This window comes from Comamonas terrigena NBRC 13299, from assembly GCF_006740045.1.
Taxonomy (GTDB): Bacteria; Pseudomonadota; Gammaproteobacteria; order Burkholderiales; family Burkholderiaceae_C; genus Comamonas; species Comamonas terrigena.
In genome coordinates, this window is the sequence record NZ_AP019749.1 from 1,628,307 (window position 1) to 1,646,815 (window position 18,509).

Consider the following 18,509-nt stretch of genomic DNA (forward strand, 5'->3'; position numbering starts at 1 on the left):
AAATCAGTGCAGGAGAATTCCCACGCAAATCCGTTCTGTATGCGGGCGCTAAGCACTCGCATTCGCATTGGGGGGGCGGAAGGCCTGTGGGGTGGCGGAGGCACGGGATCACGGGGTGCGCATGGCGGTCGGCATGGCCAGCGCGCCAGGGCGCAGCCACCAGGCCATGGCGCACAGCACCGGCAGCATGGCCCAGTTGACCGCCTGCCAGCCCAGGCTCTGCACCAGCACGCCCGATGCCAGCGACATGCTCGCCGCCACCGCGCTGTTGCTCCATTCCATCATCGGCTGGGCCACGCTACGCTCCTCGGGCCGGTAAGCCTGGGTCAGCAGGGTGGTGCCGGCCAGCAGCAGCAGGTTCCAGCCCGCACCCAGCAGCAGGGAACTGGCCAGGTACTGCGGCTGCGATTCGCCCGTCAGTGCACAGAGGGCGCTGGCTGCCAGCAGGGCCACGCCCAGGCCCGCCACGCGGCGGGCTCCCCAGCGGTCCAGCGCCGCGCCGGCCCACAGCGACGGCACGAACATGCCCAGCACATGCCACTGGATGACGTGGGCCGAAGCCTCCAGCCCATAGCCGTGGCCGTGCATGGCCAGCGGCGTGGCATTCATCACCAGAATCATCAGCCCGTGGGCGCACGCCGTCAGCAACAGGGCCTGGCGGATGGCGGGGCGTTGCCACAGCGTACGGCGGGAGGTGATGGCTGCATGCTTCATGGGCGTGGCCGCGGTCAGCGTAGCCGCCGCAGCCGCCGGTGCAGCAGATGAGGGTGATGTGCGGGAGACGGGAATCCCTTGCAGCACCGCCCAGGCCGTGGCGGCCAGCAAGGCCAGCACCAGGTAGGCGCCTGCCAGCGGCGTGGCCAGCAGGTGGCGGCTGTGCAAGGCCAGCGTGGGGGCAAGCAGGGCTGCTGCAATGCCGCCGGCCACGACCCAGGCGGCTGCACGCCCTTTGTGCGCCGGGTCTACGCCTTCCAATGCCGCAAAACGGTAGTAGCCGGCCGATGCCTGGTAGGCCCCCACCAGCAGCACCCCCAGGTTGAGCAGCACAAAACTGTGCCAGTGGATGCTGGCGGTGCAGACCAGACCGCCCGCCACCCCCAGCAGTGCACCGCGCTGCAGACCCTGGCGCGGGCCATGCCGGGCCATCCAGCGGGCCATTGGCCCCACGGTCAACAGGCTGCCGGTCACCAGCAGGGCCAGGGGCAAGGTGGCCAGCAGCGGCCAGGGGGCCAACTGCTGGCCCACCAGACCGGTCAGGGTGATACCGATGATGGAGCAGCTCCAGTACAGGGCCTGGGCGGTGCTCAGCACGGCCAGCGTGGGGTAGCGGTGTGGCAGCAACATGGGACAAATCTCCGGAAACAGGGAAAAGCAGGGATGCGGCAGCCCGGCTGTTCAGGAACTGCCGGTACGACAAGGGGGAGGGTTGTGAAAAGAAAGGGGGTTCAGCCCGCACCAAAGCGTTCGGCAAACGCCTGCGGGCTGATGGCCAGGTGGCGCTGAAAGCTGCGGCGCAGCGTCTCCGGGTGGCCAAAGCCGCACAGCCGTGCCACGGTCGCCACGGAGGCCTGGCGCTGGCTGAGCAGGGCGGTGGCGGCTTCCAGCCGCACGCGTTCCACATAGCGGGCGGGGGTGGTGCCCAGCTCGCGCTGGAACACGCGCGCCAGCGTGCGTGGCGGCAGGCAGGCCTGGGCGGCCAGCTGTTCCACCTTCAGGTCCTGGGCGATCTGGCTGGGAATCCATTCCAGCAGCTGGGTCAGTCGGGGGGCGTGCTGCGTCTCGGGTGTCAGCAGGGGGCTGAACTGGGCCTGTCCGCCGGGGCGGCGCATGAACATCACCAGGTGGCGTGCCACAGCCAGCGCCAGGGGGCGGCCCAGATCGGCCTCCACCAGGGCCAGCGCCAGATCGATGCCAGCGGTGACGCCGGCCGAGGTGAAACGCCGCGACTGGACCGGATGTGCCGGGTTGTAGGTGTGCAGGCAGTCGCTGTCGATCTGGCTGGCCGGGCTGCACTGGCGCAGCTGGGCCATGCGCAGCCAGTGTGTGGTGGCGTGCACGCCGTCCAGCAGGCCGGCATGGGCCAGGACCAGCGCTCCGGAGCAGACCGAGCCCAGGCGCTGCACCTGCGTGGCGGCATTGCAGAGCCAGTCGCGCAGCGCCCGGTCAGCGGCGGCCGCGTCGGCACCATCCCCACCCGGGACCAGCACGGTGGTGGCAGGGTGCAGCGGCACATCGCGCCAGCCGCAGTCGGCGTGCAGCCGCAGCCCGGCCGTGGTGGCCACCGGGCCGGCGGCCTGGGCCGCAAACACCAGCCGGTAGTACGGTGGCAGGCCGTGTCGGGCGCGTTCGTCGTTGGCCGTGGCAAACACCTGCATGGGGCCGGTCACATCCAGGCTCATCACGCCCGGGTAGAGCAGGCACAGCACCTGGTGGCTGTCGGTAGCGGGCAGGGCCGGGGCGTTGGTGTGGGCAGGCATGGCGGCAGTGTGCGGTGCCTGGCCGGTGGCTGCAAGGACATGCTTCCCACTTTTTCTGCCATCTGTGCCCATCGCTGCCTTTTTTCCCATCGGGCCATTGCTGCGGCCGGGCAGTGCGGGGTGTGGCCCGTGGGGTTACAGCGCTGCGGCACAATGGCCGCCATGCTGATGTATCCCCAGATCAATCCCGTGGCCCTGCAACTGGGGCCGCTGGCCATCCACTGGTATGGCCTGACCTACCTGGCTGCCTTCGGGCTGTTTTTGTGGCTGGGCACGCGCCGCCTGCGTCACCCGCCGTTCAACCGCATGCAGGGCGAGACCGCTTGGTCGCGCAAGGATGTGGAAGACATCCTGTTTCTGGGCGTTCTGGGGGTGATCGTGGGCGGGCGTCTGGGCTACTGCCTGTTCTACAAGCCCGGCTTTTACCTGGCCAACCCGCTGCAGGTGTTTGCGGTGTGGGAAGGCGGGATGAGCTTCCACGGCGGTCTGCTGGGGGTGGTGGGGGCCATGCTGTGGTTTGCCCATTCGCGCAAGCGCCACTGGCTGCAGGTGGCCGACTTTGTGGCGCCCTGCGTGCCCACAGGGCTGGCGGCCGGGCGCCTTGGCAATTTCATCAATGGCGAGCTGTGGGGCCGCTTTGCCAGCCCGGATCTGGCCTGGGCCATGGTGTTCCCGCAAAGCGGCTCCATGCAGCCGCGCCACCCTTCGCAGATCTACCAGTTCCTGCTGGAAGGCCTGCTGCTGTTTGTGCTGCTGTGGCTGTATGCACGCAAGGAACGCCGCCAGGGGCAGGTGGCTGCGGTGTTCCTGCTGGGCTATGGCGCCTTCCGCTTCATTGCCGAGTACTTCCGCGAACCCGACGATTACCTGGGTCTGCTGTCGCTGGGCATGAGCATGGGCCAGTGGCTGTGCGTGCCGATGATCGTGGCCGGTGTGGCGCTGTGGCTCTGGTCGGAGCGCACCCAACCGCTGCCGCAGAAGCTGTGACCGCTTGGCGACAATTTGTTGCCTAATTTGTTTCTGGGGCGCTCTGTTACTGCGTAAGATGCTATGGTTGTGGTAGTGATGGCGGCGTAGGTAGTGTTGCGGACTTGCCTCCGAAGTGACCGCTACGCTGCCGATCTGCCACCCATAATGGATACGTGCATTGCCCCGCATGCAAAAGCGGCGGTGGTGCGCTACAGCCAATGCCTCGCAGGATCGCCTCCATGAACGTTGCTTCCGAATGGTTCTCGCGCAGCATGTCCTTGCTGCGCAAATCTCCCCCGGCTACCGAAGCAGGTGCCGACACCGTCCGCCCGCTGGCGCAGCGCCTCAAAGCCACGCTGCGCCGTGGTGCCGAAGCCAATCCTCCCCATGTGTTGCGCAAGTTGCTGGAAGACCTGCGTGCTGCGGCCGATGAGCAGGTCAGCGAGGTCGAAGGTGCGCGCCATGCCAAAGAGGTGATGGCTTGGTACGCACAGGCCACCGCCGCGCAGCGCCAGGACCTGTGGCTGCTGCTGTGTGAACTGTTTGGCCCGGATGCCCAGCGCATCGAAGCGGCCCGCGCCCAGTACGAAAAAGCCAAGACCCCCACCGAGCAAGGCCAGGCCGAAATTGCCCTGCGCAAGGCGCTGGTGTCGGCGCGCACGCGGGTGCTGCAGCGCTTTTCCGTGCCCGAAGGCGGCATGCGCTTTCTGGTGAACCTGCGTGCCGAGCTGCTGGCCTTGCCCAAGAGCGACAAGCGCTTTGCCGCCCTGGACGCCGAGCTGGAATACCTGTTCTCCACCTGGTTCGATGTGGCGTTTCTGGAGCTGCGTCGCCTGAGCTGGGATTCGCCCGCTTCGCTGCTGGAAAAGCTGATCCAGTACGAGGCCGTGCACGACATCCGCAGCTGGGCCGATCTGAAGAACCGACTGGACAGCGACCGCCGCTGCTACGGTTTCTTCCATCCGCGCCTGCCCAACGAGCCGCTGATCTTTGTGGAAGTGGCGCTGCTGGACCACATGGCCGCCAGCATCACGCCCCTGCTCGACGAAACGGCCGCGCCGGTGGATCTGGCCAAGGCCACCACGGCCATCTTCTATTCCATCAGCAACACCCAGACCGGTCTGCGTGGGGTGAGCTTCGGCAATTCGCTGATCAAGCATGTGGTCGAGACCTTGCTGGCGGAGTTCCCCAAGCTCAAGCATTTCGCCACGCTCTCGCCCATTCCCGGCCTGCGTGGTTGGTTGTCCAAGCAGGGCGATGCTCTGCTGGCGCAGTGGGACGACAAGCGCCACCAGGAAGTGGCCAAGGCGCTGAAGACGCAGGCCCCTGTCAAGGTGGCCGATCTGATCGTCGCCGCCGACGGTGCGCTGGAGTGGAAGGAAGACACCGTGCTGCGCAAGGCCCTGGCCTGGTGTGCGGCGCAGTACCTGGCCAAGGAGGTCAAGGACAGCCGTCCGCTGGACCCGGTGGCACGCTTTCACCTGGGCAACGGCGCCCGGGTGGAGCGCTTGAACTGGGGCGGCGATCCATCGACCAAGGGCATGAAGCAGGCGTTCGGCTTGATGGTCAACTACCTGTACGACCTCAAGCGCCTGGACAAGCACCGCGCCCTGCTGGCGCAGGGCAAGCTGCCAGTGTCGGCCGAGATGGAATCTCTGTGCAAGGGTAAATGATGATGGGGTGGATGCATGCCTGAGCTAGATCGCCTGCGTCGACAGCTGCTGGGAGCACTGGGCGCCGCAGGCATCGGTACCGTCGCCCCGGCGTGGGCGCAAAAAACCGCGCCGCTGCCGCCTGCTGTGGGCCGCTGGCCGCAGCAGGAGGTGGAGTTGACCGTGCCGTTTCCGGCCGGCGGCAATTCCTCTTTGCTGGGCAAGACCATGGCGCGCCAGTTCGCCCGGGAGACGGGCCAGCCCATGCGTCTGGAATACCGTGGGGGCGGCGGCGGCACCGCCGGTGCCACCTACGTGGCCAAAGCCCCGGCCGATGGTTCGCACCTGCTGATGGGTGGCGTCAGCATGCTGGCCTCCCGCGCCGTGCAGCTGCAGCTGGATGTGGATCTGTACGAGGATTTCGCGCCGCTGGCGCTGGTGGCCCAGATGCCGCTGGTGCTGCTGGTCAGCCCGCGCCGGCTCAATGTGCGTACCTGGCCCGAGCTGCTGGCCGAGCTGCGGCGCAAGCCCCAGCGCTATCGCTATGCGTCGGCCGGCATTGGTACCTCCAACCATGTGGCCGGTGAATGGTTCAAGCTCGAGACCGGCGCCTTGCTCGAGCATGTGCCCTACAAGGGCTCGGGGCCGGCCATGCTGGATGTGGCGCAAGGCAATGTGGAGCTGATGCTGGACGGCCTGGCGTCGGCCCTGCCGCACCTGCAGGCGGACCGGCTGCGGGCGGTGTTTGTCACCGGCCCGCAGCGTTCGCCGCTGCTGCCCGATGTGCCCACGGCCCACGAGCTGGGCCTGGACGATTTCCAGTCCATGCCCTGGTATGGCATTTTTGCCCCCAGAGCCACTCCTGCTTCGGTGCAGGCGCGGGCCATCGAGGTGTTCCGCAGCATGGCGGGGGCGCCCGCAGTGCAGAAGGAGTGGCGGGCCATGGGGGCCACCTGGCCGGGGCTGTACGGCCCGGAATTCAAGCAGTTTCTCCAGGACGAGATGAAGCATTGGGCGCGCATTGTGCGGGAGACCGGCGCAGCGGCGCGGCCCTGAGATACCGAAAGCACCACCATGACAGGACAGATCACGCTGCGCCCCTGGAGCGCGCAGCCGCAGCATGCCGGCATCTGGCGTGTAGGCATCGACCACCCCGGCAAGCTCAATGCCATGTCGCGTGCCATGTGGGTGGCGCTGCGCGAGACCCTACAGGCCGTGAACGCCCGCAGCGATGTGCGCTGCCTGGTGGTGCAAGGGGAGGGCGCGGCTTTTTGCGCTGGCGGCGATATCGCCGAGTACCCGGGCTTTCGCTTTGACGAGGCGCAGCTGACGCATTTCCACGAAAGCGAGGTCTGGGGCGGGTTGCAGGCCTTGCTGGACTGCCCGGTGCCGGTGGTGGCCGCGATCCGCGGCGCCTGCATGGGGGCCGGGGTGGAAATCTCCAGCTGCTGCGATCTGCGCGTGGCGACCGAGGACGCCAAATTCGGCGCACCGATTGCCAGGCTGGGCTTTCCGATGGCACCCCGCGAACTGGAGCTGGTGGTGCGGGAAGTGGGCAGCATGGTGGCGCGCCGCATGCTGCTGGAAGCGGCCGTGTTTTCTGCCGCCGAGATGGCGCAGCACGGTTTTCTGGGACCGGTGGTGGCTGCGGAGCAGCTGGACGCCGTGGTGCAGGACACGGCCGAGAAGGTGGCGGCCTTGTCCCCACTGGCTGCGCGCCTGAACAAGCAGGGGATGCGCAGCCTTGCCCAAGGCGGGGTGCCGGCGGTGGCGCAGCCCTATGCCTATGCCGATGATGCGGAACACCGCGAAGGCATTCACGCCTTTCTGGAAAAACGCAAACCGCAGTTCTGATCGGGTGTGGTGCACGGTGTGCGGTGGGTGTGACGACATCGCTGCGGCCTGCTGCTGCCGCAAAGCAAGCACCGCACAACCTGCACGAAGCAAGCAACAAACAAGCACCAAAGGGGCCGCATGCGGCCCCTTTGTCACATTAAGGCCGCATTAGCGACCCAGCAGGGGTCTGTGCCTTAGCGCAGCACCAGCACGGGGATCTGCGAGTGCGTGAGAACATGCTGCGTCTCGCTGCCCAGCAGCAGGCGCTTGAGGCCCTTGCGGCCGTGCGAGGCCATCACGATCAGGTCGGCTTTTTGCTTGGTGGCTGCCGACATGATGGCTTCGGCCACGAGGTCGGACTTGGCAATGCTGGTCTTGACCGTCACGCCCACGGCTTTGCCTTCGGCCTTGACCTTGTCCAGCATGGCTTGCGCCTGCTCGGCCCACTGCGCCTCGATGCGCTTGATTTCGGCGTTGTCCACGGTGACACCGCCTTCCAGGTAGCTGCGCGGATAGCGGGGAACCACTTTCAAGGCCACCAGCGAGGCACCGCAGAGCTTGGCCAGCGACAGGGCGTTGGCGACAGCTTTGTCGGAAAGGGGGGAGCCGTCGGTGGCCACCAAAATGCGTTCGTACATGAGTTATCTCCTTAATGGCAAGTGGACAGGTCAAAGCTTAGAGCGATCGCCAAGGGTGGTCTTGATGCACATCAATACGCTTATCATCGCGCCCATTACGCTTGAACCATGTCCCACGAAACCCTGAATCCATCGCAGGCAATGGAGCGGACCGTGCTTGATTCAGGCCGCCTGGAGGTCCCCGGCAACATCGCCCTGCTCGATGATCCGCTGGAGTGGGGCTCGTTCGGGCGCCCTGCAGGTGCGCCCGCTGCGCAGGCCGACGTCGCCGATCCGCTGCAGGTTCCCCTCTGGGAATCGAACGTGGTGCTGGGCGGCATGCACTGCGCCACCTGCGCGCTGACCATCGAGGAAGCCTTGCGCACCGTGCCCGGCGTGCAACGGGCCGATGTCAGCGGCTCCACCCACCGCGCCAAGGTGCAGTGGAACCCCTCTCTGGTACGCCCTTCCCAATGGATGGCCGCCATCCAGAAAGCGGGCTATGGGGTGTTGCCTGCGCGCGACGCCCATGCGCGCGAGCTGCGCCAGGCCGAAAACCGCCGTGCACTGTGGCGCTGGCTGGTGGCCGGCTTTTGCATGATGCAGGTGATGATGTACGCATGGCCGGCCTATGACGCCAAGCCGGGCGATCTGACGCTGGAGATGGAAACCCTGCTGCGCTGGGCTTCGTGGGTGATCTCCATCCCCGTGGTGCTGTTTGCCTGCGGCCCTTTCTTTCGCAGTGCGTGGCGCGATCTGCGCACGCGCAGCATCAGCATGGACCTGCCGGTGGCGCTGGGCATGCTGATTACCTTTGTCGTCAGCTCCATGGGCACGTTCGATCCGGCGGGCCCGTTCGGCAAAGAGGTCTATTACGACTCGCTGACCATGTTCGTGTTCTTCCTGCTGTCCGGCCGCTGGCTGGAGCTGCGCCTGCGCGACAAGACGGCTGGTGCATTGGAGGCGGTGATGAACCGCCTGCCCGACAGCGTGGAGCGCCGCCTGCCCGATGGCTGCTGGGAGCGGGTGACGGTGCGCCGGCTGCAGGCCGGCGATGTGGTGCGGGTGCTGGCGGGAGAGGCTTTCCCGGCCGACGGGCAGCTGGTGCAAGGCCAGACCCATGCCGATGAAGCGCTGCTGACCGGTGAGTCCACGGCCGTGCGCAAGGTGGTGGGCGACACGGTGACGGCCGGCAGTTTCAACCTGGGTGGCCCGGTCGAAGTAGCTGTCGACATGGTGGGCGCGCAGACCCGCTTTGCCCAGATCGTGGAGCTGATGGAAAGCGCGGCTTCGCAAAAGCCGCGCCTGGCACAGCTGGCGGACCGTGTGGCCAAGCCCTTCCTGGTGGTGGTGATGCTGGCGGCACTGGCCGCCGGCGTGTACTGGTGGCCCAGCGATCCGGGTCACGCCATGATGGTGGCGGTGGCCATTCTGATCGTGACCTGCCCCTGCGCACTGTCCTTGGCCACGCCGGTGGCCATGCTGTCGGCAGCGGGCAGCCTGGCGCGCCACGGGGTGCTGGTGCGCAATCTGCAGGCCCTGGAAACCCTGGCCGAGGCCGATACCCTGGTCTTCGACAAGACCGGCACCTTGACGCAGGACGGCATGCGCGTGCTGCAGGTCCAACCCGCTGCCGGGCAGGCATCTGCACCTGTGCTGGCGCTGGCGGCCCTGGTGGGCGCGCAGTCGGTGCACCCGGTGTCGCGGGCCGTGGTGCAGGCGGCGCGCGAACAGGCGGTGGATGCGCCGGGCTGGACACTGCTGGAGGCGCAGGAAGTGGCCGGCGCCGGCATGCGTGCGCGGGTGCAGGATCCGCAGGGCGTGGTGCATGCACTGCGTCTGGGGTCCTGGCCGTTTGCGGGCCAGGGCCAGCCCCAGGATGGCCGCCAGTGCGTGTATCTGGCGGCCGAGCAGGGCGATGCGGCCGTGCAGCCCTGGGGTTTTCTGGAGTTGAGTGAAGGCCTGCGCCCCGAAGCGCAGGCCACTGTGGCCGCGCTGGCGCATTCGGGCATGGAGATCCACCTGCTTTCCGGCGACCGCGATGCGGCCGTGCAGCAGATGGCGCGCGCCGCTGGCATTGCCCATGTGCAAGGCGAGTGCTCGCCGGAAGACAAGCTGGATGCCCTGCGGGCGCTGCAGGCCCAGGGTCGGCATGTGGCCATGGTGGGGGACGGCCTGAACGATGGCCCGGTGCTGGCGGGCGCCCATGTGTCCTTTGCCTTTGGCCGCTCCGTGCCGCTGGCGCAGTCCCGCTCGGATTTTGTGGTGCTGGGCGATGACCTGGGTCTGATTGCCCAGACCGCGCTGCTGGCGCGCAAGACGCTGCGCATCGTGCGCCAGAACCTGCTGTGGGCCGCCGGCTACAACGCGCTGAGCATTCCCCTGGCGGTGATGGGCTGGATGCCGGCCTGGCTGGCCGGGCTGGGCATGGCGCTGAGCTCGCTGCTGGTGGTGCTCAATGCGGCGCGCCTGACCCGGCAATTACCTGTTTTGCATACCTCGGATGCAGCGGCTGAAAGTGCACAGCGTGCTGTGACTGCGCCGGCTGCGCCCCCGCTTCTTGGAGTCCGTTGATGGACATTCTGTATTTACTCATTCCTCTCTCGGTAGCACTGGTGCTGGCGATTCTGGCGGCCCTGTGGTGGGCGGTGTACCGCGGTCAGTTTGAGAGCGTGGAGCAAGAAGGGGAGCGCATTCTTCGTGACGATTGATGATCGTCAACACACCAAAACGCGAAACGGTGAACACTTTCAGTGCTAATTAAGAGGTACCCGATGGATTCTCTAAAAACTAATGCTGTCCATTACGACGATACAGTTGTTCGGCAGTTTTCAATCATGGCCGTGGTATGGGGGGTGGTTGGTATGGCAGTGGGCGTGCTCGTCGCGTCCCAGCTGGCCTGGCCCGAACTCAACTTCGGTATTCCCTGGCTGAGTTTCGGCCGTTTGCGACCACTGCATACCAATGCGGTGATTTTTGCGTTTGGTGGCTGTGCGCTGTTTGCGACCAGCTACTACGTGGTGCAGCGAACCTGCCACACGAAGCTTTTCTTGCCCAAACTGGCGGCCTTCACCTTCTGGGGTTGGCAGCTGGTGATTTTGCTGGCCGCCATCACGCTGCCGCTGGGCTACACCTCCGGCAAGGAATATGCCGAGCTGGAGTGGCCCATCGACATCCTGATCGCAGTGGTGTGGGTGGCCTACGCCGTGGTGTTTTTTGGCACCATCGGCATCCGCAAGGTCAAGCACATCTATGTGGCCAACTGGTTCTTCGGCGCCTTCATCATCGCCGTGGCCTTGCTGCACATCGTGAACAGCGCCGCCATCCCGGCCGGCCTGCTCAAGAGCTACTCGGCGTACGCCGGTGTGCAAGACGCCATGGTGCAATGGTGGTACGGCCACAATGCCGTGGGCTTCTTCCTGACCGCAGGTTTCCTGGGCATGATGTACTACTTCGTGCCCAAGCAGGCAGGTCGTCCCGTGTACTCGTATCGCCTGTCGATCGTGCACTTCTGGGCCCTGATCTTCACCTACATGTGGGCGGGTCCTCACCATCTGCACTACACCGCGCTGCCGGACTGGACCCAGTCCGTGGGCATGCTGTTCTCGCTGATCCTGCTGGCTCCCAGCTGGGGCGGCATGATCAACGGTGTGATGACCCTGTCGGGCGCCTGGCACAAGCTGCGTGACGACCCCATCCTGCGCTTCCTGATCGTGTCCCTGTCGTTCTACGGCATGTCCACCTTCGAGGGCCCGATGATGGCCATCAAGACCGTGAATGCCCTGTCGCATTACACCGACTGGACCGTGGGCCACGTGCACTCCGGTGCCCTGGGCTGGGTGGGGCTGATCACCATGGGCTCGCTGTACTACCTGGTGCCGCGCCTGTTCGGCCGCGAAAAGATGCACTCCGTGCCTGCCATCGAGCTGCACTTCTGGATGGCCACCATCGGCATCGTGCTGTACATCGCTGCGATGTGGATTGCCGGTGTGATGCAAGGTCTGATGTGGCGCGCTGTCAATCCCGACGGCACCCTGACCTACACCTTCGTGGAAAGCGTGAAGGCGACCTATCCCTTCTACGTGATCCGTGTGGTGGGTGGTCTGCTGTACCTGGCCGGCATGCTGGTGATGGCATGGAACGTCTGGATGACTGCAATCTCGGGCCGAGCCGTCAAGGTGCCCGTGGTGGCCGTGAACCCCGCACACGCCTGATCTTGAGGAGCCAATATGTCTGCATCTAATAACAAGGGCTTTTCCCACGAGAAGGTGGAAACCAGCAACTTCCTCATGATCGTCCTGATCCTGTTGGTGGTGGCGGTGGGTGGCCTGGTGGAAATCGTGCCGCTGTTCTTCCAGAAGTCCACGACGGAAGCCGTGCAAGGCGTCAAGCCTTATGCGCCGCTGCAGCTGATGGGCCGCGACGTCTATCTGCGCGAAGGTTGCTACAACTGCCACTCGCAGATGATCCGCCCCTTCCGCGCTGAAACCATGCGCTACGGCCACTACTCGGTGGCAGGCGAGTTCGTGTACGACCACCCCTTCCAGTGGGGCTCCAAGCGTACCGGTCCCGACCTGCACCGCGTGGGCGGCAAGTACAGCGATGAATGGCATCGCATCCACTTGAACAACCCGCGTGACGTGGTGCCCGAGTCCAACATGCCTGCGTACTCGTGGCTGGCCACCAGCGCGGTGGACCACACCGTGGTGGCACAGCGCATGAGCGCACTGCGCAATGTGGGCGTGCCTTACACCGACGAGGAAATCGCTGGTGCCGAGGAACAAGTCAAGGGCAAGACCGAGATGGAGGCTGTGATCGCCTACCTGCAAGGTCTGGGCACCGCACTGAAGTAAGGGGAGAGGGTCATGGATATCACCACCATGCGCATCGTGGCCACGCTGGCATCGCTGGCGTGTTTCGTGGGCATCTGGTGGTGGGCTTATGCCCGCCGCAACCAGACCCGATTCGAAGAGGCGGCCATGCTGCCATTTGATCAAGACTGATTTCTCCACCAGAACGAGAACATCCCATGAGCGATTTCGTAAACAATTTCTGGTCGGTATACGTCTCAGGCATCACCATGGTGGGCATCCTGGCCTGCCTGATCCTGCTGTTTGTCACGGCCCGTAAGAAGGTGGTGTCGGACGAAGACAACACCACCGGCCACGTCTGGGACGAAGACCTGCGTGAGCTGAACAACCCCATGCCCCGTTGGTGGATGTGGCTGTTCATCATCACCGTGGTCTTCAGCCTGATGTACCTGGCGATGTACCCCGGCCTGGGTTCGTACACCGGCAAGCTGCAATGGAGCCAGACCGGCGCCTATGACAAGGAAGTCGAGAAGGCCAAGGCCGATCTGGAGCCGCTGTATGCGCGCTTCACGGCCATGTCGACCGAGGACATTGCCAAGGACAGCCAGGCCATGGCCATTGGCGAGCGCCTGTTCATGAACAACTGCGCCCAGTGCCACGGCTCTGACGCACGCGGCGGCAAGTCCTTCCCCAACCTTACCGATGGCGACTGGCTGCATGGCGGTACCCCCGACCGCATCCACGAGACCATTGCCAAGGGCCGTATCGGCATGATGCCGCCGCAGGCCGAGGCGGTGGGTTCACCGGAAGACGTGCGCAACCTGGCCCACTATGTGCTGAGCCTGTCGGGCAGCCCCCACGATTCCGTGAAGGCTTCGCTGGGCAAGTCCAAGTTCACCACCTGCGCAGCCTGCCACGGCATGGACGGCAAGGGCAACACCATGCTGGGTGCGCCCAACCTGACCGACGATGTCTGGCTGCATGGCTGGGGTGAACAAGCCATTGTGGACATGGTCACCAACGGCAAGATGAACCAGATGCCTGCCCAGGAAGGCAAGCTGACACCGGCCCAGATCAATGTGTTGACCGCCTATGTGTGGAATTTCTCGCACAAACAGGGATCGGCAAACTGATCCTCGATGAACGAGGCGGCACGCGAGTGCCGCCTTTTTTCATTGGCGAGTTGAGAATGAGAGTTGCCCCATGACTTCGATCAAAGAGGATAAGGCCCCCAAGAAGGTCATCCCCATCCAGGCTGCCGACCAGCCACGCAGCTTCTATGAAGCGCACAAACGTGTCTACCCACGCTCCATCAGCGGCCTCTTCATGCGCTGGCGCTGGGCTTTGGTGTTTCTCACGCAAATCATCTTCTACGGCCTGCCATGGCTGGAGTGGGGGCAGCGCCAGATGGTGCTGTTCGATCTGGGGGCACGGCGCTTCTATCTGTTCGGCCTGGTGCTGTACCCGCAGGATTTCATCTACCTGGCGGGTCTGCTGATCATCTGCGCCCTGGCGCTGTTCCTGTTCACGGCCGTTGCAGGGCGACTGTGGTGTGGCTTCAGCTGCCCGCAAACCGTGTACACCGAAATCTTCATGTGGATCGAGCAGAAGGTCGAAGGCGAACGCAGCGCGCGCATCCGCCTGGACCAGGGGGGCTGGACGTTCGAGAAGATCTGGAAGAAATCCACCAAGCAGCTGCTGTGGATCGTCCTGTCCGTGTGGACGGGCTTCACCTTTGTGGGCTACTTCGTGCCCATCCGCGAGCTGGGCGTGGAACTGCTGGCGCTGCAAGGCGGCTGGCAGATCTTCTGGGTGCTGTTTTATGGCTTTGCCACCTATGGCAATGCCGGGTATATGCGTGAGCAGGTGTGCAAGTACATGTGCCCCTATGCGCGTTTCCAGAGCGCCATGTTCGACAAGGACACGCTGATCGTCAGCTACGACCCGGTGCGCGGCGAGAACCGCGGCCCGCGCAAGAAGAATGTGGACTACAAGGCCCAGGGCCTGGGCGACTGCATCGACTGCAAGCTCTGCGTGCAGGTGTGCCCGGTGGGGATCGACATCCGTGACGGCCTGCAGTACGAATGCATAGGCTGCGGCCTGTGCATCGATGCGTGCAACAGCATCATGGACAACATGCACTACCCGCGCGGTCTGATCCGCCTGACCACGCAAAATGGCGTGGCCCAGGGCTGGAAGCATGCGCAGATCCTGCGCCGTGTGCTGCGTCCGCGTGTGCTGATCTACTCCGGCATCCTGCTGGCGCTGGCCGCGGCCATGGTGGTCAGCCTGTCGCTGCGCGAGCCCTTGAAGGTGGACGTGATCCGCGACCGCGCCTCGCTGGCGCGCATTGCCGCCGGCGGCAAGCTGGAGAACGTGTTCCGCCTGCAGGTGATGAACGCGACCGAGACCGAGCAGACCTACCGGGTACGCGCCCATGGCCTGGAAGGTATCGCGGTAGCATCGGAAACCGAGGTGGTGGTGCTGCCCGCCGAAACGCGTGGCGTGGCGGTGCGGGTGCAGATTCCGTATGGCTCGGCGCCTGCGGGTTCGCATCCGGTGTATTTCGATATCGATGCCGTCAGCGGCCAGGGCAAGGTGAGCGAGAAATCGGTGTTCATCGTGCCCCGCTGAACCGTGCAGGTGCCTGCGGCCAAGGGCCCGGGCACCGCAGAGAAGTTTGACCCAGGCGTTCCATGGCGCCAGAAAGACGTTCTATGACGACAACAACGCAACAAGCAGTCAGCCCTGAAAAATCCGCCGCGCCGTGGTGGAAGTTTGGCCATGTGTGGCTGGTGCTGGCTGGGCCGATCATCGTGGTGATTGCCGGCCTGACCACGTTCTGGATTGCGGTGCACAGTCCCGATCCGGTGATCGAGGAGGACTACTACCGCAAGGGCATCGAGATCAACCAGACGCTGCGGAACCCGGAAAAGAGTTTTGCCCCGGCGCTCCAGAGCCGCAACCACGCCGCCACGCCGGAAGAGGCGCAGCCCAGCATGAAGCCGTGAGGCGCTTGGTAAGCACGCTGCAAAAAAGCCAACCGACCGGTTGGCTTTTTTGTGGCTGTCGTGCAGGGCGTCCGGCAGTGGCGCTGCCGTGCAGAAGGGGTGCCCCGTCACGGCCTGAGCACCTGCCGCATGGGTTTGAACGTTCCGGTCACCAAAAGCCAGATCGGCCGGAGGACAGGGGAGACGCAGCGGCTGCCGTGCCGATCTGCGGCAGTCAATCAGCGCGGAGCGAGGCGGATTGCGCCATCCAGGCGGATCACCTCGCCGTTGAGCATGTCGTTTTCCAGGATGTGGCAGGCCAGCTTGGCGTAGTCCTGGGGCGTGCCCAGGCGGCTGGGGAAGGGCACGCCAGCGGCCAGCGCATCCTGCACTTCTTGGGGCATGCCGAACAGCATGGGTGTGCCAAAGATGCCGGGGGCAATTGTCATATTGCGTATGCCGTTGCGTGCGAGATCACGGGCAATGGGCAGTGTCATGCCGACCACGCCGCCCTTGGACGCGGCATAGGCTGCCTGGCCGATCTGGCCGTCGTAGGCCGCCACGCTGGCGGTGGAGATCAGCACGCCGCGCTCGCCGGTGCTTTCCGGCTCGTTCTTGCTCATGGCATCGGCGGCCAGGCGGATCATGTTGAAGCTGCCTATCAGGTTCACCGTGATCACCTTCTGGTACAGCGCCAGGCTGTGGGGCCCGTTCTTGCCCACGGTCTTTTCGGCCGGGGCAATGCCCGCGCAGTTGACCAGGCCCATCAGCTTGCCCAGCGACACGGCCTTGGCCACCACGGCCTGGCCGTCGGCTTCGTTGCTGACATCGCAGCGCACAAAGGCGCCGCCAATATCTGCTGCCACGGCTTCGCCTTTTTCCTGCTGCATGTCGGCGATGACAACGGTGCCGCCCTTGGCGGCCAGCATGCGGGCCGTGCCTTCACCCAGGCCTGAAGCGCCGCCGGTGACGATGAAAACCTTGCCTTGAATGTCCATGGTGTCTCCTGTTGGTATGTGACGTATACGTCAATTATGCGGGGTGATGGGGGGCGGCCCTGTCCCGTGAATGCAACAAAAAACCCGGCCAGGGCCGGGTGGATTGCACAGGGAGGGGCGGTTTACTGGAAGCCGACGCGGTCCAGCATCTGCTGCACCTTGACCATGTTGGCGCCCACGGCCGAGATCGGGATGGTTTCGCTCTTGAAGGGCTTGCCCTGGGTCATGGCCTTGAGTGCGGGGTTGTCCACGGTCACGCCCTTGGCGGTGGGCCATTCGTTGTTGCCGTTGGCAAAGTAGTTCTGGGCGGCCGGGCTGGCCAGGTATTCCAGAAACTTGACGGCGTTGTCCTTGTGCTTGGCGTGCTTGGCCACCGCACCGCCGGCAATGTTCATGTGGGTACCGTAGCTGTCCTGGTTGGGGAACACCACACCGACCTTTTCGGTGACCTGCACATCGGCCGGGTTGGCCGAGCGCATCAGGCGTGCCAGGTAGTAGCTGTTGGTCACGGCGATATCGCATTCACCAGCGGCCACGGCCTTGATCTGGTCGGTGTCACCACCCTTGGGGGCGCGGGCCAGGTTGTCCTTGATGCCCTTGAGCCAGGCTTCGGCCTTGGCCTCGCCCATGTGCTCGGTCACGGCGCCGAACATGCTCAGGTTGTAGGGGTGGGAGCCGGAGCGGATGCAGATCTTGCCCTTGTTCTTGGGGTCGGACAGCGCTTCGTAGGTGGCCACATCGGCAGGCTGCACCTTGGCCTTGTTGTAGACCACCACCCGGGCGCGGGTGGAGAAGCCGAACCAGCTGATGCCGCCATCGGCTTCGGGCTTGCTGCGCAGGTTGGCGGGGATGGCGTTGTTCAGCGCTGCCGAGTGGATGGGCTGGAACAGGCCGTCCTTCTCGCCACGGTACAGGCGCGCGGCGTCGACCATCAGGATCACGTCGGCGGGGGAGGCAGCGCCTTCGGCCTTCAGGCGCGCAATGATGCCTGCATCGTCGGAATCCACGCGGTTGACCTTGATGCCCGTGGCCTTGGTGAAGCCGGTGTACAGCTCTTCGTCGGTGTTGTAGTGGCGGGCCGAATACAGGTTCACCACCTGCTCCTGGGCCAGCGCATGGCCGGCAACGACCAGGGCACAAGCGGAAACAAGGGCTTTCAAAGCGTGCTGCATGGATGGACTTTCAGTGCAAAACAAAAGAAGGAAATGAGGGCGCATGATAGTCTGAACGCGAATCTTTCTTAACCACAAGCCCGCAGTTGTTGTGGGCGATCAAGCACTGCGACCGGCAAGCCCTGGCCGAGGCAAAAAAAAACCCGGTCAAAGACCGGGTTTGAAAGGATCCAAGAAACGGGGGTTTCGAGAGGATCCAAGGAGACAACTGGTGCCATGAAGCATGGTGGTGCTCCAGGCGATGGCATGATTATAGGGTAATCCCTAGATGATTGTCAAATGCCATCGCGTCGGCATGTCCAGGGCTTAGCGCTTGCGGCTGGCGGCCGTAGCGGCTTGCGTGGCGGTGGAGGCCACTGCATTGATGTTGGCTTCGGTCATGTCGGAAGCTTGCTTCACCGCCTTTTGCATGCTTTCGAAGGCATTGGTGGCGGCCGACACGGCGCTCTTCATCACGGCCACGGCGGTTTCGGAGCCGGCGGGAGCGTTCTTGGCGGTGCTGTCCACCAGGCTGGAGAAGCTCTTTTGCAGCTCGGCAGCCTTTTCTTCAAAGGTCTTGGAGAATTCGCCGCTGGTGGCCGAAGCGATGTTGTACAGGTGGCGGTTGTAGGCGGCGGTCTTTTCGGCCAGGGGTTGGAACAGGTTGGCTTGCAACTGCAGCAGCTCTTGCGCGTCCTTCACGCTCAGCAGGGATTGGGTGTGGCTGGCGGCCTCGTTCAGGGCGGCGCGGGTGGCCGTCACATTCAGCTCCACCAGCTTTTCCACGCCTTCGAAGGCTTTGGAAGTCAGGCCAAACAGGGTTTCCAGGTTGGCTTTTTGTGCGCTCAGGATTTGGTCAGCGGTCAGGGACATTGTGGTTCTCCAGGTTGGGTGGCCATACGCTGGCCAGTTGCGTCACAACTGCGGGCTTCAAGAATTTATGTTGCGCTGCAGCATGACTGAATTTTATGCAGTGTCGGATTTCGCGCAAGTGTTTTTGCTGCGCTG

At 64.6% G+C, this 18,509-nt stretch carries 18 protein-coding genes; 12 read left to right on the plus strand and 6 right to left on the minus strand.

What is annotated here, in order from left to right; all coding sequences use genetic code 11:
* Positions 1 to 108: 108 nt before the first annotated feature.
* The gene (locus CT3_RS07480; protein ID WP_066535497.1) at positions 109 to 1,344 is read right to left on the minus strand and encodes an MFS transporter; all 1,236 of its coding nucleotides are present in this window, start codon (positions 1,342 to 1,344) and stop codon (positions 109 to 111) included.
* A gap of 101 nt (positions 1,345 to 1,445) precedes the next feature.
* On the minus strand, positions 1,446 to 2,477 hold the full coding sequence (locus CT3_RS07485; protein ID WP_066535495.1) for a GlxA family transcriptional regulator: 1,032 nt from the start codon (positions 2,475 to 2,477) through the stop codon (positions 1,446 to 1,448).
* 153 nt (positions 2,478 to 2,630) lie between these two features.
* On the opposite strand from CT3_RS07485, the gene lgt reads away from it, so the two are divergent.
* From lgt to CT3_RS07505, 4 genes are all read left to right on the plus strand, one after another.
* Positions 2,631 to 3,464, plus strand: a complete 834-nt coding sequence (lgt, locus tag CT3_RS07490) for a prolipoprotein diacylglyceryl transferase (protein WP_066535493.1) — start codon at positions 2,631 to 2,633, stop codon at positions 3,462 to 3,464.
* Between the two features lie 221 nt (positions 3,465 to 3,685).
* Complete coding sequence (locus CT3_RS07495; RefSeq protein ID WP_066535490.1) at positions 3,686 to 5,119, plus strand: malonyl-CoA decarboxylase; 1,434 nt, start codon at positions 3,686 to 3,688, stop codon at positions 5,117 to 5,119.
* A 15-nt stretch (positions 5,120 to 5,134) separates the two neighbouring features.
* Positions 5,135 to 6,154: a Bug family tripartite tricarboxylate transporter substrate binding protein gene (locus CT3_RS07500; RefSeq protein WP_066535488.1), complete on the plus strand. Its 1,020-nt coding sequence runs from the start codon at positions 5,135 to 5,137 to the stop codon at positions 6,152 to 6,154.
* An 18-nt stretch (positions 6,155 to 6,172) separates the two neighbouring features.
* Positions 6,173 to 6,952: an enoyl-CoA hydratase/isomerase family protein gene (locus CT3_RS07505; protein WP_066535479.1), complete on the plus strand. Its 780-nt coding sequence runs from the start codon at positions 6,173 to 6,175 to the stop codon at positions 6,950 to 6,952.
* Positions 6,953 to 7,128: 176 nt separating this feature from the next.
* Here the strand turns inward: CT3_RS07505 and CT3_RS07510 are convergent, their stop codons facing one another.
* Positions 7,129 to 7,572, minus strand: a complete 444-nt coding sequence (locus CT3_RS07510; protein ID WP_066535476.1) for a universal stress protein — start codon at positions 7,570 to 7,572, stop codon at positions 7,129 to 7,131.
* A gap of 108 nt (positions 7,573 to 7,680) precedes the next feature.
* Here CT3_RS07510 and CT3_RS07515 point away from each other — a divergent pair, with 108 nt between their 5' ends.
* The 8 genes from CT3_RS07515 (at position 7,681) to CT3_RS07550 (ending at position 15,373) form a co-directional block, all read left to right on the plus strand.
* Positions 7,681 to 10,125: a heavy metal translocating P-type ATPase gene (locus CT3_RS07515; protein ID WP_083520391.1), complete on the plus strand. Its 2,445-nt coding sequence runs from the start codon at positions 7,681 to 7,683 to the stop codon at positions 10,123 to 10,125.
* Positions 10,125 to 10,262, plus strand: coding sequence for a cbb3-type cytochrome oxidase assembly protein CcoS (gene ccoS / locus CT3_RS07520; RefSeq protein WP_066535475.1), 138 nt, complete (start codon positions 10,125 to 10,127; stop codon positions 10,260 to 10,262). The genes CT3_RS07515 and ccoS overlap by 1 nt, the downstream gene beginning before the upstream one ends.
* 63 nt (positions 10,263 to 10,325) lie before the next feature.
* The gene (ccoN, locus tag CT3_RS07525) at positions 10,326 to 11,765 is read left to right on the plus strand and encodes a cytochrome-c oxidase, cbb3-type subunit I (protein WP_066535472.1); all 1,440 of its coding nucleotides are present in this window, start codon (positions 10,326 to 10,328) and stop codon (positions 11,763 to 11,765) included.
* 15 nt (positions 11,766 to 11,780) lie between these two features.
* The gene (gene ccoO / locus CT3_RS07530) at positions 11,781 to 12,404 is read left to right on the plus strand and encodes a cytochrome-c oxidase, cbb3-type subunit II (protein WP_066535466.1); all 624 of its coding nucleotides are present in this window, start codon (positions 11,781 to 11,783) and stop codon (positions 12,402 to 12,404) included.
* A 12-nt stretch (positions 12,405 to 12,416) separates the two neighbouring features.
* The gene (locus tag CT3_RS07535; protein ID WP_066535464.1) at positions 12,417 to 12,554 is read left to right on the plus strand and encodes a cbb3-type cytochrome oxidase subunit 3; all 138 of its coding nucleotides are present in this window, start codon (positions 12,417 to 12,419) and stop codon (positions 12,552 to 12,554) included.
* A gap of 26 nt (positions 12,555 to 12,580) precedes the next feature.
* Positions 12,581 to 13,495, plus strand: coding sequence for a cytochrome-c oxidase, cbb3-type subunit III (gene ccoP / locus CT3_RS07540; RefSeq protein WP_066535461.1), 915 nt, complete (start codon positions 12,581 to 12,583; stop codon positions 13,493 to 13,495).
* A 70-nt stretch (positions 13,496 to 13,565) separates the two neighbouring features.
* On the plus strand, positions 13,566 to 14,996 hold the full coding sequence (gene ccoG / locus CT3_RS07545) for a cytochrome c oxidase accessory protein CcoG (protein ID WP_066535458.1): 1,431 nt from the start codon (positions 13,566 to 13,568) through the stop codon (positions 14,994 to 14,996).
* An 83-nt stretch (positions 14,997 to 15,079) separates the two neighbouring features.
* Positions 15,080 to 15,373 (plus strand): FixH family protein, encoded by a 294-nt coding sequence (locus CT3_RS07550; protein ID WP_066535456.1) that lies wholly within the window; start codon positions 15,080 to 15,082, stop codon positions 15,371 to 15,373.
* 218 nt (positions 15,374 to 15,591) lie between these two features.
* Here the strand turns inward: CT3_RS07550 and CT3_RS07555 are convergent, their stop codons facing one another.
* The 3 genes from CT3_RS07555 to CT3_RS07565 form a co-directional block, all read right to left on the minus strand.
* On the minus strand, positions 15,592 to 16,350 hold the full coding sequence (locus tag CT3_RS07555) for a 3-hydroxyacyl-CoA dehydrogenase (RefSeq protein ID WP_066535453.1): 759 nt from the start codon (positions 16,348 to 16,350) through the stop codon (positions 15,592 to 15,594).
* A 122-nt stretch (positions 16,351 to 16,472) separates the two neighbouring features.
* Complete coding sequence (locus CT3_RS07560) at positions 16,473 to 17,522, minus strand: extracellular solute-binding protein (protein ID WP_066535446.1); 1,050 nt, start codon at positions 17,520 to 17,522, stop codon at positions 16,473 to 16,475.
* A 306-nt stretch (positions 17,523 to 17,828) separates the two neighbouring features.
* A complete protein-coding gene (locus tag CT3_RS07565; protein WP_066535441.1) occupies positions 17,829 to 18,374 on the minus strand; it encodes a phasin family protein in 546 nt (181 codons plus the stop codon).
* Between the last annotated feature and the right edge of the window lie 135 nt (positions 18,375 to 18,509).